Annotated in this window: 9 protein-coding genes; 7 read left to right on the forward strand and 2 right to left on the reverse strand. The window is 61.1% G+C overall.

Annotated elements, in window-relative coordinates:
- The first annotated feature begins 81 nt into the window (after positions 1 to 81).
- The 7 genes from dinB (at position 82) to IVA95_RS32945 (ending at position 11685) form a co-directional block, all read left to right on the forward strand.
- Complete coding sequence (gene dinB, locus IVA95_RS32915; RefSeq protein WP_247514286.1) at positions 82 to 1329, forward strand: DNA polymerase IV; 1248 nt, start codon at positions 82 to 84, stop codon at positions 1327 to 1329.
- A gap of 290 nt (positions 1330 to 1619) precedes the next feature.
- On the forward strand, positions 1620 to 3920 hold the full coding sequence (locus IVA95_RS32920; RefSeq protein ID WP_247514287.1) for an MHYT domain-containing protein: 2301 nt from the start codon (positions 1620 to 1622) through the stop codon (positions 3918 to 3920).
- Positions 3921 to 4497: 577 nt separating this feature from the next.
- Complete coding sequence (locus tag IVA95_RS32925) at positions 4498 to 5106, forward strand: hypothetical protein (RefSeq protein ID WP_213249316.1); 609 nt, start codon at positions 4498 to 4500, stop codon at positions 5104 to 5106.
- 27 nt (positions 5107 to 5133) lie between these two features.
- A complete protein-coding gene (locus tag IVA95_RS32930; protein WP_247514288.1) occupies positions 5134 to 5727 on the forward strand; it encodes a hypothetical protein in 594 nt (197 codons plus the stop codon).
- 140 nt (positions 5728 to 5867) lie between these two features.
- Positions 5868 to 7139, forward strand: coding sequence for a peroxidase (locus IVA95_RS32935; protein ID WP_247514289.1), 1272 nt, complete (start codon positions 5868 to 5870; stop codon positions 7137 to 7139).
- Positions 7140 to 7441: 302 nt separating this feature from the next.
- Positions 7442 to 8470 carry a hypothetical protein gene (locus IVA95_RS32940; protein WP_247514290.1) on the forward strand — a complete coding sequence of 343 codons (1029 nt, stop codon included), beginning with the start codon at positions 7442 to 7444 and terminating at the stop codon, positions 8468 to 8470.
- Positions 8471 to 8514: 44 nt separating this feature from the next.
- The gene (locus IVA95_RS32945; protein ID WP_247514353.1) at positions 8515 to 11685 is read left to right on the forward strand and encodes an adenylate/guanylate cyclase domain-containing protein; all 3171 of its coding nucleotides are present in this window, start codon (positions 8515 to 8517) and stop codon (positions 11683 to 11685) included.
- 38 nt (positions 11686 to 11723) lie between these two features.
- Here the strand turns inward: IVA95_RS32945 and IVA95_RS32950 are convergent, their stop codons facing one another.
- Positions 11724 to 14834, reverse strand: coding sequence for an efflux RND transporter permease subunit (locus IVA95_RS32950; protein WP_247514291.1), 3111 nt, complete (start codon positions 14832 to 14834; stop codon positions 11724 to 11726).
- Positions 14831 to 16009 carry an efflux RND transporter periplasmic adaptor subunit gene (locus IVA95_RS32955; RefSeq protein WP_247514292.1) on the reverse strand — a complete coding sequence of 393 codons (1179 nt, stop codon included), beginning with the start codon at positions 16007 to 16009 and terminating at the stop codon, positions 14831 to 14833. The genes IVA95_RS32950 and IVA95_RS32955 overlap by 4 nt, the downstream gene beginning before the upstream one ends.
- Positions 16010 to 16019: the final 10 nt, after the last annotated feature.

The following is a 16019-nucleotide window of genomic DNA, read 5'->3' on the forward strand; positions in this document are numbered from 1 at the left end:
CGCTTGACGCTCCTCCTATTTGTTCTCATTATGTTCTTATCGTCGAGAACCTCTTCGTAACGTCATAGGCGAACGGTCGGGATGGCAACGACAGCCACCATCCTCCATGCGGACCTGGATGCTTTCTATGCCTCGGTAGAGCAGCTCCTTGACCCTTCGTTGCGCGGCAAACCCGTCGCCGTAGGTGGTGGAGTTGTGCTTGCCGCTTCTTACGAAGCCAAGGCCTTCGGGGTCCGCGGCGGCATGCCGGGACGGCAAGCGCGCGAACTCTGTCCGCAACTCACCTTTGTCAGCGGTCATTTCAGCGAATACCAACGGCTAGGTGACGCCGCCATCAAGGTGATTGGGGATTTCACGCCCCTCGTCGAGCGGATTTCCATCGACGAGGCCTTTGCCGACGTTGCGGGCTGCACCCATCTCTTCGGTTCGCCCGCCGAAATTGCAAGGACGATCCGCCGACGCGTGCGGGCGGAGCTTGGCCTTCCGATCTCAGTCGGCGTAGCCCGCACCAAGCATCTGGCAAAAATTGCCTCGCAAGTGGCCAAGCCCGACGGGCTGGTGGTTGTCGATCCCGACACCGAGCTGCAATTCCTTCACCACCTGCCGGTTGAGCTGATGTGGGGAGTAGGCCCGGTCACGAAGGTGCGGCTGGCCGAGATCGGCGTGCTCACGATCGGGCAGCTGGCAAAGACGCCGGGATGGTCGCTCGAGCGGTTGCTCGGTCCCGCCGCGGGAGAGAAACTCGCAGCGCTGGCTTGGAATCGCGATCCGCGAGAAATCAAGTCGCACCGACGAGCTCGATCCGCGGGAGCCCAGTCGGCGATTGGCAGGAAGCCTGCCGAAGAGCGGGTTTTTCGGCCCACCTTGTTTCATCTTGCAGACCGGATTGGCACCCGGCTCCGCGCAAAGTCCAGGCCTGGCCGAACCGTGACGGTGCGCGTTCGCTTCGCCAATCTGAACTCAGCCACCCGCTCGGTGACGCTCGACGCGCCAATCTCAGCAACCGTAATCCTTGCCGAGCTTGCCGAGGAGCTGGTGCGCGCGGTCCTTGCAGATCACCCGGACGAGAAGATCATCTCGCTCCTGGCGATCTCGGTATCGCATCTCGAGGAGCACTGGGATCTGGAACTGGAGCTTCCGCTTGGACTTCAAGACGAATCCCGCCGCCCCGGCACCAAAACAGGCATGGCACGTTGGGCGGCCGACCGTGCCGTCGATCTGATTCGCGGTCGCTTCGGATGGGATGCTATTGGGTACGGTTCGGTGGTGCTCGGCATCTCTCGTTCCGTTCCCGACGCGTTTCGCGAACTTGCCCAGAAGGAGCTGTGATCGTTGCATCAGGTCTTCGGGACTGATCCTCCCTGTGTGGGCTACTTCTTTATTTGGAAACGACTGCCAAGCTATTGAAAATGCCAGAGGCATTTTCTGACATTTGCCCAAATGCGCCTTGAAACCGTTGAATAATCAAGCTGATTTTGATTCCGCCATTCGGACGTTCAATCCCGCCCGCCCCAGCTAGGCTTTCCGCCGAACTTGGCCTCTTCAACTATTCGGCACCGGAACAATGCACTGTTGGAAAAACGGTGCTATTCAGATGCTTCCCTTGCATCGTCGACGGAATGCATCACCATCCAGGCAACCACGACCCCGTTCTTGTCGCGCTGTCAGTCCTGATCGCCGCGCTTTCTTCCTACACGGCGCTGGATCTCGCGACTCGCATGCGGGCTGCTTCCGGCTCCGCCAGCCTGGGCTGGCTTGGGGCTGCGGCGGTGGCCATGGGTGGCGGCATCTGGTCCATGCATTTCGTCGCCATGCTGGCGTTCAGCCTGCCCAGCGTCGAAATTTCCTACGATCCGCTCCTGACGCTGCTCTCGCTCGCCCTTCCCATTTTGGTCGCTGCAGCCGCGTTCGTCGTCGTAAGTCAGCGGGCGAACGCGCTCGTCGTTTCCGGCATTGGAATGGGACTCGCGATCTCCGGCATGCACTACACCGGCATGAGCGCGATGCGGATGGCGGCTTCCATTCACTATGATCCCGTCTGGGTCGTGCTTTCCATCGCGATCGCGATCGGCGCGTCCATCATCGCGCTGTGGCTCGCCTTTCGCACGACGAGCGTGCTGGAGCGCATATCGGCCGGCGCCGTCATGGGCCTGGCGATCTCCGGGATGCACTACGCCGCCATGCAGGGCTCCTCCTTTGTTGCCACCGATGCCTTCCTTGGCCGCGCAGCCCATGGCGCCGTGGGGCAGGCGCCGCTCGCGTTCCTGGTCGCCGGCACCACGATCGTCGTCCTCGTCATCGGGCTCGCCGCGGCCGTGTACGACCGCGCCTCGGCAGAACGTGCCGATCGCGAAGCCGAGGCACTCAGGCGAAGCGAGGAGAAATTCCGCCTGCTGGTGGAGGGTGTGGCCGATCATGCCATCTTCATGCTCGACCCCGAAGGGCGGGTGGCGAACTGGAATCTCGGCGCTCGCCGGCTGATCGGCTATGGCGACGAGATCGTCGGGACGCATTACGCCATCCTTTACACCGAGGAGGACCGCGGCTCCGGGATTCCCGACGCCGTGCTTCTGGAAGCAAAGCAGGAAGGCAAGTCGGCAAGCGAAGGCTGGCGCGTTCGCAAGGATGATAGCCGCTTCTGGGCCGAGGCGACGATACGCGCGGTGCGAAACGAGCGTGGCGAGGCCATCGGCTTCGCCAACATCGTGCGGGACGTGACGGAACGCCGCCGGGCCCAGGAAGCGCTGGAGCGTACGCGCGATGCGCTCGTGATATCGCAGAAGATGGAGACTGTCGGACAGCTTACCGGCGGCGTAGCCCACGACTTCAACAACATACTCGCCGTGATCCTGGGCAGCCTCGAACTGGCAAAGAAGCGCCTCCAGCCGGAAGATCCCAGGATTCACCGGCTGCTTGATAACGCGATTCAGGGTGCGCTGCGCGGCGCCTCGCTGACCCAGCGCATGCTGGCGTTCGCGCGCAAGCAGGACCTCAAGCCCATCGTCGTGGATGTCCCGGAGCTGGTGCGCGGAATGGCAGCTCTCCTGAAGTTTGATCCAGCCATCCGGGTCGAGACCCGTTTTCCGATCGAGCTTTCGAAGGTGAAGGTCGATGCCAACCAGCTCGAGCTCGCGATCCTCAACCTCGCCGTCAATGCGCGCGACGCGATCGCGGCAAGTGGCGGGGTCATCAGCATCGCCGCACGCGAAGAGCAGGCCATCGATGGCCTTACCGAGGGACGATACGTCGCGCTCTCGGTGAGCGACACCGGATGTGGCATGGACGAGGAGACGCTCAAGCATGCGCAGGAGCCGTTCTTTACGACCAAGGGCGTCGGCAAGGGAACCGGTCTCGGCCTCTCGATGGTGAAAGGGTTGGCCGAACAGTCCGGAGGCGTGCTGCGGCTGAAGAGCCGCATCGGCGAGGGGACCACGGCCGAGATCTGGCTGCCTGCCGCTCAGGACGAAAAGGTGGAGGCGCCCGATGCGGCAGAGCCGTCATGCTCCGCGCCCCGCAGCAGCCGACCTCTTTCGGTGCTGGTCGTCGATGATGACCTTCTCGTCCTCGACAGCATCGCTGCGATGCTCGATGATCTCGGCCACGCCGTGATCGAGGCGCGCTCCGGCGAGGAGGCCGTCCAGCTGCTGCGCCGAATGCCGAAGATTGATATCGTGGTGACCGACTACGCCATGCCGGGGATGAACGGGTTGCTGCTTGCCGAGGCAGTGGCCGCCGAGCGTCCGGGTACGCCCGTGGTGCTCTGCACAGGATATGCCGAACTGCTGGGCTCGACGCAGCCTCACCTGCCTCGCATTTCCAAGCCGTTCGACCAGGCGGCGCTCCTGGCCGCCATTGATGAGGTGATGCGCGCACAGGCCGCTTCGCGCTCGGTCTTGACCTTGCACCCGAAGAGAGCCTGACAGTTGATGAGTCTCCTGAGGCCTCGGGAGCCGAGGGAATTCCCATTACGTGAGTGCCGCATGCGCAGTCACATCCGTCCGTCCGTCAAACTATGCTTTCCGGCTGCCGCATAATTCGTGCCGCCTCAGTGCCGCGGTTGTTCAAAAAGTTTTGCCGTGTCGTTTGCCGCTAGCTCATCCTCTTGCTGTGGCCTAGAGGATCAGGTGTTCAATGCCCATCGAGATCATGGCGCTATCTGTGATGTACTTCACAGACACCGCAGGCCCAGGTTTGCTAAGACGCCGCGCGGCCCGTCTCAGCGGCGGACCAAACAGGGCATCCGGAAGAATAATCCCTGCGCAAAGCGGACATCGTAAAATGTCAGCTCTAAATGCCGAAATCGTTACAAAATCTAATGTCGAAGGAAGCCCGAAGGCGTTTGCCGCGCGGTCGCTTGGATTGTGCTGTGAAGGCTTTGCAGTGGGTGAGCGATCTCCCATACTGACGCAATATACCTAGCGAATTAGAGAATTATAGTAAGGGTGTTGGGGCGAGCGGCGTTGCGCTTCATTCACCCCTCATTGCGAGGAGGTTTTTATGGCCGATCGTGCGCGCAATAAGGACGGACTTGGCAAAGCCGTTACCTTCAACGTGATCACCCCGATGAATCGCTTCGGCACCTACTATGTCCGTCTGTTGCTTTGGATATTCGATAATGTGAAAAGAACTCAGAACACGGCCAAGGCGCTGGCGTTTTTGCCCTTCGTCCATTGGGTCGTAGTCAAGCGTGATTGTTTTCCGCGGGTTGACGACGGTCAGCCGGCGGAAAAACTTAATTACGATTATTTGTTCTTCCTGAGCACGTTCAACGGCCCGTGGGGGCCTTACATCGAGGCCTTCGCCGACGTCCTCTATGTGCCGCTCGACGCCGTATGGTTCGCGAGCATTCGCTATCCCATGGCGAGGCCTGTTGGGCCACTGAAGACGTACATTAGGCGCAATCAGGTCGAGTCGGATCACTCGTATAGTGCTTACCCTGGCGCTTCGGTGCGCGACGTTCGCGCGGGCCTCGAAGTGCACCGCGAACTCGAACAGTTTGCGAAAAATTCACTCGATCTAGCGCCCGATAAGTTTGCGACGGAATTCAACCGCCTGCTCATGAGTGTGCAGAACAAGTTAGGTACGTTCGGTCCCATCCCGGAGTAGCGGGCCTATCGAGCGGAGTACGCGCGTATGGCAAATCAAAACGGAAAAAAATACGGCTTTACCGGTCTGTTTCCAATCAAGGTTGGGCAAACAGCCGAGCTGCGCACATTCCTGCGTACGCTGGACGACAGCTTGGAATATCCGCGCGGTTCGCCCTTGAGTGAGGTGCCGATCGTCCACATGGCCCGCTTTGTCGTGATCGACAGACTTGCCTATCAGGGTACGCCGGCGAAAGTCGATACACTCAAGTCAGCGTATCTGCTGTTCGCCTGCGACTTCGACGGTTTCAGCATCGACGTCCTGATCCGTGCAATGGTCAAGTATATTCCGTGTGAGTTAGAGGCCATTTGGCGGCACTGCCGCGGCTTTCCCGGCATCGAGAGCTGTGACGATCTCGCTGCATATTTCGAGCAATGCCAAATTACGACCAATTTGCTATTGGCCGACCGACCCAACGCGACCGTGAACGACATTCTGAAGGGACTGATGTATCGGCGCCGGCTGGCGGAGTTCATCAAACACGTTCAGGACGCGCAGCCAAATCCGGCAGACCTCAAAGCCGATTTCGAGAGGATGTGGCAAAGCCTGCAAGAGGTCAGGCCGCACGCAGGGGATTTGTAAGGGCATAGCGATTGATAGTGAGGGCTGCGATGTTTGATTTCTCCAGTATTCAAGGCAATATTCTCCGTGGCTACGCCTCCTTTCAGCATGCACGTTTCATCTATTTGGCGATTGGTGATGTGGGCGCTGCCAGGCGGTTGATGCAGAAACTGCTGGACGCGGGCTACGTCACTCCCGGCCAGTGGCAGGAAAAGCCGGACGCGACGCTCAATCTCGCCCTGACCTTCGACGGACTGCGCGCCCTCGACGTTCCCGAAGAAAGTCTCGCGACTTTCCCGGCTGAGTTTCGCGAGGGCATGAAGGTGCGTGCAGAGGTGCTCGGCGATGTCGGCCTGAGTTCGCCGGAAAATTGGGATGAACCCTGGAAGACGCGCCGTGTGCATATTTTGGTTATGATCTACGGCCGGACGGCGGATGCGCTCGAAGAACGTTGCCGAACGCTCAGGCAGTTGTTGCAGGCCGGCGTAGAGGAGTTAGCTCCCGATCAACCCGCCGAGTCTTTCAGCATCGGTGACGGGGCGGCGCGCCGTGAGCATTTTGGCTTCGCCGACGGGCTGAGCAATCCCGACGTTGAGGGCGTACCGCGCGAGGCCGGCAAGGATATCGGCAATCCCGATCACAGCGGACGGTTTAGAAAAATTCCGCTGGGAGAGTTCATTCTCGGTTACCCCGGTGAAGGTGGCGATCTCGCGCCTATGCCGCTGCCGAACCTGCTAGCGCACAACGCAACCTATATGGTGTTCCGCAAGCTCGAACAGAATGTGCCGGCGTTTCGAGACTACATCAAGGCGCAAGCAGACAAGTTTGCCCGGACGATCCCCGGCGGCCTGCCGGACGATGTCAGCGCGGAAGAATTTCTGGCGGCCAAGATGATGGGACGCTGGCAAGACGGATCTTCACTGATCGAGTATCCGCATAGGCCGGGCAAGTCTCTCGCCAATGCATTCGCCTATGCCGGCGATCCCGCGGGCGCGCGATGTCCATTGGGAGCACATGTGCGACGCACCAATCCGCGCGACGCGCTCGGGTTCGGCGGCAAGACGATGAGCAGGCACCGTCTGATCCGGCGCGGGATAACCTATGGCAAGTTTCTGCCGCCCGGCAAGGAGGATAATGAGAGGCGCGGCATTATCTTCATCGCCTTCAATTCCGGCTTCGATCAGTTCGAGTTCGTGCAGCGGTTCTGGGTCAATTTTGGCGACGATTTCGAACAGGGCAACGACGCCGATCCGATTGTCGGCGTTGGCCGACGCGGCCAAATGGTGATTCCGGGCGATGAGGCCGCGGGGCGGCGGCCATTTATCTGTTTCGACATTCCGCGCTTTGTCGAAACCAAGGGCGGCGATTATTTCTTCGTCCCGAGTCTTGCCGCACTCAGGCTGCTGGCCTCCGGCAGAGTTCACGCGTCATGACGCGGCCCGATACTCGGCGGTTCGACGGTCGCGCAAGCGGGAAGAGGCTCATGGACCGCCTCTTCAGCCTCGGCTTTCGCGCACTACGCCGTCTGGCTGAATTCGGGCAGGCGCTGCCTGAATTCGGGCAGGTGCTGCTCGCGATGGTGCGCCCGGCGCAAACGGGCGACGCGCGGAGATCGTCCGCGACCCCGGCGCGATATCGGGAGCTTGTGAACGCGCTGGAGCCGCCGCCGGACCGGCCAATGCCGTTGCATGAACTTGAGCGCGCCGTGCCCGGCGAGGCAACCATGATCCGACAAATGGCGCGCATTGCCGCAGAAGCAGTGGTTACCAACTACTGCGAGATGAAGGTTTCGGATTGCTCCACTCCTGCGATGCGCGATCAGCATGCCAAAACGCATGGGTGCGTGAGCGCGGAATTTATTGTTCGCGACGATCTTCCTGCCGAGTTTACGACAGATCTGTTTCGTCCAGGCGCCCGCTATCCGGCCACGCTTCGCTTTTCCAACGGCCGCGGCACGGCGGGCAGCGACCGGAGGATCGACGCGCGTGGCTTGTCCATCAAGCTTCACAAGGTCGGAACGGACACTGTTCTTCGTATGCTGGCGCCCGACAAGGCGTCCGCCGGCGAACATGATTTTGCGCTCAGCAGTTTTCCGATCTTCTTCTGTAAGAATGTGATCGACTATACGCTGTTGATGAATGCGGTGAGTGCACCACATGCAACCTGGCGCGAAAAACTCGGCCGGGGCCTGCGAGGGCTCGAGTTCATTGTTCGGTGTCCACGCCAGTCTTACCTGTTCGCGCGAACTGCGGTGGAAGGGCTGCTTACTATCCGCAATCCGCTGACCGCAACCTATCACAGCATGTCGCCGTTCTTGTTCGGCGAGCACAAGGTCGTGCGTTATTTGGTCGGTCCTCGCGACGGCCAGGATGAGGGCGCCAGATGGCGCACGTTTGTGCCTTGGACCAAGCCGGAAAACTTTCTCCGGGACGCGCTTGTGAGGGACCTGGACCCGCATCAACCCGGCGCTGACGTCGTGCTCGATTTCTCCATACGGGTACGGCATGCGGCAACGCCGGATGACGTCGAGGACGCCTCGCGATGGTGGAGCCGCCCTCAAGACGAAGTCGTGCGACTGGGTAGCATTGCCATTCCAAGGCAGAGCCTGCTGGCGCAAAATCAACTGTACGACTGCGAGCACATGGTGTTCAATCCCTGGAATTGTCTGCCCGAGCACAGGCCGCTCGGCAGCGTCAACCGGATGCGGCTGGCGGTCTATCTTGCCTCGCGGCAGGTACGGCGGAAACTGAACATGGTGGCGTAATGAGTAGCCAGCCGAGGCCCGATCGGTCGGACGGACTTCAGCAGATGCAGGCGCCGCCGCATGTCGAGAACGAAGCGCTGCACGCCGAACGGCGGCAGCTTACCGTTGTATTTATCGACATCGTCGGCTCGACACCCCTGAGCGAGCGGATTGATCCCGAAGAGTTCTTCGCGGTTATCAGAACTTACCGCGATATCTGCGACGAGCAGATTCGCCGCTACGGCGGTCACATCGCCAGAATGATTGGCGACGGATTGCTGGCATATTTTGGCGTGCCGCAAGCCCATGAAAATGATCCTGAACGCGCGGTCCGCGCCTCGCTGGCGGTGGCCGCGGCGATCAAGGAGCAGAAGTTTCTGCTGTCGGATGGCAGCTTCGTTCGCCTGGGTGTGCGCATCGGGGTTAATACCGGGCTGGTCGTCGTCGGCAGCGTGCCCGGCGAACCGCCCGATCGGCGGGAAGTGTTTGGCAGCTCGGCTCATGTCGCGGCCCGCCTGCAAGGGCTCGCCGGTGAGAATGATGTCGTGGTCGGTTCGAGCACTTACGAGCTGACCCGCGGAACGTTCAGCTACGCGCCGCTTGGCAGACGACCGCTCAAGGGCGTGGAAGAGTCGGTCGAAGCCTGGCGTGCGGAGGCTCTTGCGTCCAACGAAAGCAGGTTCGAGAGGGCGCGGAGGTCGCCTCTTGCCCCGATGATCAACCGAACCAGCGACATCGCACTGCTTGCCGAGATGTGGCGGCAGAGCGTGGCGGGCTCGGGACAGGTCGGCGTCGTTTCCGGCGAACCCGGCATCGGCAAGTCGCGCCTGATCCGCCAGTTCCGCAGTTCCCTTGATGCGTCTCCGCGTGAGGTTCTATCGCTGCAATGCTCGCCGTTTCACATCAACACGCCGCTTGCTCCGGAAATCGAGCGGCTCACGCGCGCGACCGGCATCCAGGAGGCCGACAACGCCGAACTCGCATTGGCAAAATTGCGTTCGCTTTTGGCAAGAGCCGTCACCAACGTCGAGCACACACTTCGTTACTACGGAGCGGTCCTGTCGATACCCGCCTGCTCGGGATACGAGCCTGCGGATCTCGGATCTCCCTTCGAGCGCGAGCGCGCTCTTCAGGTGTTCGTCGATGCTCTCATTGCGGCCTCGCGCAGGCTGCCGATCCTCATGATTGTCGAGGACGTCCAGTGGATCGATCCGACTAGCATCGAGCTGCTGGTACGCGCGATAGCTCACTGTTCTGGCGAGCGGATCATGATCCTGATCACGCATCGCGATGACTACCGGGCCGACTGGTTGTCGGGCTCGGCGGTTCGACGGATTACTCTGCAGAAACTGGCAGTGTACGAATGCGAGCAAATGGTCGCGGCTGTGGCAGGTAGCGATTTCGTACCGCGCCGGATTACCAGCCAGATCGTGGAAAGAACCGACGGTGTGCCACTCTTTGTCGAGGAGTTTACGCGGGCTGTCGTTGATTCCGGAGCGGTCCCACGCGCCGTCGACGGCCCTGTGCCGAGCGGAAAATTGCCGGAACCTCTGGTGCCGGCAAGTATTCACGATTCACTGATGGAACGCCTTGATCGTCTCGGTCCGGCCAAGCGCGTCGCCCAGATCGCCTCCGTCTTCGGAAGGCAATTCAATTATGAAGGTATTTTCAACGTATTTCCAGGTAAAGGCCAAACGCTGAAACACGCGTTGTGGGCACTGGAGAGCGCCGGGATCGTGTATCGCATCGAGGGACCTCAAGGCGCCATCTTCACGTTCAAGCACGCGATGATACAAGAAGCGGCCTATTCCTCGTTGCTCAAGGAGGAAAGGCGCGAGCTCCATGCGCGCGTTGCATCGTGGCTGCTTCAGGAGGCCGCAATCGGAGAGAGCAGCCAGCCCGCCGTGCTCGGCTATCACTACGCGCGCGCAGGTAACGTTCCGGAAGCCATCGAGGCCTGGCTTCAGGCGGGCAAATCTGCGCTCCGCCGCTCGGCCACCAAGGAGGCCGTGGCCCATCTTCGCGAAGGCCTCTCGCTGATACCCAAGATGCCTGCCTCACCACGGCGCTTCGAAGCTGAAATCGCACTGCAATCCAACTTGGCGATGGCGTACACCGCCAACGCGGGGTGGTCCGATCCGAACGTCTATGGCCCCTACAGTCGCGCACTCAAGCTTTGCGCGAACCACGGCACCATTCGTGAGAAGGCGACCGTGCTTTGGGGAAGTACGATCGCCAAGCTCGTCAATTGCGAGCTCAACAAGGGCCTCGAACACGCCGAAGATTTCGTTCGCCGGGCAGAGGAGTGGCGCGACGACGAGGCTGCTCTCATGGCGTATGCCGCTGCCGTGATCGCCAATTTCTTTCTCGGCCGCCTTGAGCAGGCGAGCGAGCTCGCGGCTTTGATCAGCGCCCGCTACAATCCTCGTGAGCACGGCAAGCTGGTCCAGATTTATCAGCATGATCCATTGATTGTATCGCTCGTCTATTCCGGACACATCGAATGGTTACTGGGTCGGCCAGGCCGGGCCAGAGAATGCTGTGAGACGGCACGGCAGCTCGCGAATGAGATCGGCCATCCGTTCATGCTGGCATTTGCCTCCATTCTGGGCGTTTCCGATCACTGGTATGAAGGCGACCTTGCGGCCAACCTGGCCAGTGTCGAGCGCGGCATGAAGGTCGCTGATGAGTATGGCTATCCAATGTACCGGGTCATCGGTCCGTTGTGGGCGACCGCCGCGTTGGCGGAACGTGGTCCTGCGCCGAAAGTGCTCGAACTACTATGCGGCTTGCTCGGCAAGCTACCCGCCCGGTGCATTCAGCTTCCGCTCTATCGAATCCTGCTCGCCACGGAATTCGGACGGGTCGGGCAGATAGAAAGGGCTCGAAGCTTCGCCGCTTCGGCCGAATCCCTGATGAAGCAAACCGGCGAGCGCTGGGCTGCTCCCGAGATTTATCGGATCTACGGCTCCCTGCTATGTCGCGAACCGCTGCGAGACGACCGGGCAGCCATGCGCCTGTTCAAACGTTCGCTTGCCTCTGCCAGGAAGCTCGGGGCGGTCGGTTGGGAATTGCGTACGGCGATCAGCATCGCGCACCTCGTCACGGCCGGCGAGAGCGCATCCGGACGCGTCGAGGCACGAGATCTGTTGATATCGACCAGGGCGAAATTTGCGTCCGCGGAAACTTCCCGCGACCTACGTGAGGCTGATGATCTGGCAAGAGCGTTGGCCTAGTAAGTCAACGCAGATCGGATATGTCCGTTCGATTTCTCTCATTCGGCCGGCGTCAGCTTGCTGCTCCCGTCGATCGCCGGCTTCTTCTTGCCGAACAGCCAGGTTTGCAGCCGGTCGAGGTAGATGTAGACCACCGGCGTCGTATACAGCGTGAGAAGCTGCGACACGGCCAATCCTCCGACGATGGCGTAGCCCAGCGGCTGACGTATCTCGGAGCCCGCGCCGGTGCCGAGCATCATGGGAACGCCAGCAAGCATGGCCGCCATCGTGGTCATGAGGATCGGCCGGAAACGCATGACGCAGGCGCGATAAATGGCGTCTTCCGCCGACAATCGCTCCTGCTGGCCGACATGCAGGGCGAAATCGACCAGCATGATGCCGTTCTTCTTGACGATACCGATCAGCAGGATGATGCCGACGATCGCGATCACGCTGAGATCAAGGTGAACTGCCATCAACAACAACAGTGCCCCGAGCCCAGCCGACGGCAGCGTCGAGATGATGGTGATGGGGTGGATCAGGCTCTCATACAAGACGCCGAGGATGAGATAGATCACGAACAGCGCCGCCACGATCAGGATCGGCGTTGTCGACAACGAATCGCCGAACGCCTGCGCGTTGCCCTGGAAGCTGGTCTGCAGCGAAAGCGGCTTGCCGAGCTGCTTCTCGATGTTCTGGATGGTGCTGGTCGCCTGGCCGATCGCCGTGCCCGGCAAAAGGTTGAAGGAGATCGTCACCGACGGAAACTGTCCCTGGTGGTTGACCACGAGCGGGGCGACCTTGACGACGCTGTCGACCAGCGTCGATAGCGGCACTTCCTGGCCGGTTGAGGATTTGACATAGATTCCGGTCAATGCCTCGGGCGAGTACTGGAATTTCGGATTGACCTCCATGATCACGTGGTACTGGTTCAAGGTGGTGTACATTGTCGAAACGATGCGCTGGCCAAAGGCGTCATCGAGCGTGTTGTCGATGGTGAACGGCAGGATGCCGTAGCTCGAAGCCACCTCGCGCTTGATCGAGATGTCGAGCAGGGGACCGGAATTGAGCTGGTCGGTCGCGACGTCGGTGATGCCGGGGACCTTTTTGATCCTGTCGAGGAACAGCGCGGCCCAGTGGTTCAGCTCGCCGGGATCGGCGTCGCCCAGCGTGTACTGATACTGGGTTTTCGAGACGCGGCCGCCGATGGTGATGTCCTGCGCGGCCTGCATATAGAGCGTGATGCCCTGGATCTTGGCCAGGTTGGTCCGCAGGCGGGCAAGCACCGTTTCCATGCTGTCGCGTTGCTTGTAGGGCTTGAGCGCAATATAGATGCGGCCATTGTTGACCGTGGTGTTGCCGCCGCCTGCGCCGATCGCCGAGCCGATGGATGCGACGGCCGGATCCCGCATGATGGCATTGAGCAGCGCCTGCTGGCGCTCGGTCATCGCAGAATAGGAAATATCCTGCGCCGCTTCGGACAGGCCGATGATCAGCCCGGTGTCCTGCTGCGGAAAGAAGCCTTTGGGAATGACGATGTAGAGATAGCCGGTCAGCCCGATGGTGACAAACATCGTCAACAGGGTGATGAAACGGTGACGAAGCACGATCTTGAGCCCGGCCTCGTAGACTCCCAGTAGTGAATCGAAGCCACTTTCGAGGATGCGGAACAGCCGCCCGTGCGTCCTGTTTTCGGGCTTGAGCAGTCGCGCGCACATCATCGGCGTCAAGGTCAGCGAGATCAGGAGCGACAGCACCAGGGCTACGCTGACGGTAACGGCAAATTCGCGGAACAGCAGCCCGACATATCCGCCCATCAGGAACAGTGGAATGAACACGGCGATCAGCGACAGCGTGATCGACATGATGGTGAATCCGATTTCGCCGGCGCCTTTCAGGGCCGCTTCGAATGGCGTCGCGCCTCCCTCCATGTGCCGCACGATGTTCTCGATCACGACGACGGCATCGTCGACCACGAAGCCCACGGCGATCGACAGGGCCATCAGCGACAGGTTGTCGAGGCTGTAACCCAATTCGTAGAGGACAGCCAAGGTGCCGATCAGCGACAATGGAACAGTGACTGCCGGGATAACGGTCGCCCAGAAATTCCTCAGGAAGATGAAGATCACCATCACGACAAGCGCAACCGTCAGGATCAGCGTGAACTGAACATCGTGGATAGATGCGCGAACCGTATCGGTGCGATCGGAAATGACATTCACCTTGATGGCAGGCGGGATCGAAGCCTGCAGCACCGGCATTTCTGCCTTGATCCGCTCCACGGTGTCGATGACGTTTGCACCCGGCTGACGCTGGATCGCCATGATGACCGCGCGCCGGTTGTTGTACCAGCCGGCGATCAGGTCGTTTTCCGGCGCGCTGACCGCGCGGCCGACGTCGCGGATGCGAACCGGCGAGCCGTTTCGGTAGGCGATCACGAGATTGGCGTAGTCCTCTGCCTTCAGGAGCTGATCGTTGGTGTTCAGCGTAAAGGTCTGGCGCGGGCTGTTGAGCGTGCCCTTCGGCAGATCGACGTTGGCCTGACCGAGCGCCGTGCGGACGTCCTCGAGATTGATGCCGCGCGCGGCAAGCGCCTGCGGATCGAGTTGCACCCGCACGGCGGGCTTTTGCTGGCCGCCGAGGCCGACGAGGCCGACGCCCGGTATCTGCGAAATCTTCTGCAGCAGAATGTTTTCCGCGTAGGCGTCCACCGTGGTCAGCGGCAGGCTGTCCGAGGTCAGACCGAGCACCAGGATCGGCGTATCGGCCGGATTGACCTTGCGGATCGTCGGCGGATAGGGAATGCCGGGCGGCAGAAACGGACTGGCGGCATTGATCGCCGACAGCGTATCGCTGACCGTTCCGTCGATCTGGCGGTTCAGATCGAACTGCAGCGTGATCTGGGTGTAGCCAAGTGCGCTTGCCGACGTCATCTGGGTGAGACCCGGAATCTGGCCGAACTGGAGCTCGAGCGGCGTCGCCACCGATGCCGCCATGGTCTGTGGATCGGCGCCCGGCAGCTGCGCGGTGACCTGAAGTGTCGGATAGTTGACGTTCGGCAGCGCTGCGATCGGCAGTAGCGGGTAGGCGATCAGGCCGCCGACCAGAAGGCCGACCATCAGGAGCGCGGTCGCGATCGGTCGCTGAATGAAGGGTGCGGATATGTTCATGGGATTGTCGCCTGTTGTGCTTGTTGTGCCGCCGCTTCGTCAGCCGCTTCGCCGTGCAGGATCGTGACATGCGTTTCCGGCTGCAGCCGGTATTGTCCGTCGACGACGACCTGCTCGCCGGGCTTCAGGCCGGAATCGATCAGCGCCTCGCCGTCGGTGATCTGTGCGACCTTGATGGGGCGCATCGCTACTGTGCTGTCGGGCTTGATGACATAGGCATAGGCGCCGTTCGGTCCCTGCTGCACGACCGAAGCGGGGACGGTCAGCCCGTTATGTCGGGTCGTGACAAGCAGCCGCGCGTTCACCAATTCACCCGGCCACAGCTCGCGAGATTTGTTGGGGAAGGTTGCCTTGAGCTGGATCGAGCCGGTCGTCTGCAGGATCTCGTTGTTGACCAGCGCGAGCTCGCCCCGGCCCAGTTGGAGGGTGTCATCCTGGTTATAGGCAAGGACCGGAAGCGGCGTCTTGGTCGCCTGCTGTTGCCTTAGGATCTGCGGCAGCACGCCTTCCGGCAGCGTGAAGATCAGCGAGATGGGATCGAGCTGGGTCACGACGACGAGTCCGTTGGCCGTGGTCGGGCTGATGATGTTGCCGACGTCGATCTGGCGAATGCCGACCACGCCGTCGATCGGCGAGGTCAGCCGCGTGTAGCTGAGCTGCACCTTGGCCGCCTCGATCAGCGCCTGGTCGGTCTTGATCGCGGCCTCAAGCTGGCCGACCTGCGCCTTCTGGGTTTCGATCAGTTGCGGCGTGGCCCAGCCCTTGTCGCCAAGCTGGTTGTAACGCGCGAGATTGGCGCGGGCATTGGTGAGTTGGGCCTGGTCGCGCTCCAGATTTCCCTCGAACTGGTCGATCTGGGCCTGGTACGGACGAGGATCGATTTGCGCGAGCAGGTCGCCGGCATGGACGGTCTGGCCTTCGGTGAAATTGATGCTGATGAGCTGGCCCTGGATCTGGGCCCGCACGACATCGGTGTTGTACGCAATCACGGTGCCGACGCCGTTCTGGTAAATCGGCACGTCACGCTGCGCGACCACGCCGGCGACGACCGGAACCGGAGGTGGCGGCGCGGCCGCGACAGCGGCTCTGAACGCATCGGCCTGTGTGAAGTAGAGGAGGCCGCCGGCGGCGACGGCACCGAACACGACTGCAGGTATTGCGAATTTCTTTTTCATGGCTGCTTCT

Source organism: Bradyrhizobium sp. 157 (assembly GCF_023073815.1).
Taxonomy (GTDB): domain Bacteria; phylum Pseudomonadota; class Alphaproteobacteria; order Rhizobiales; family Xanthobacteraceae; genus Bradyrhizobium.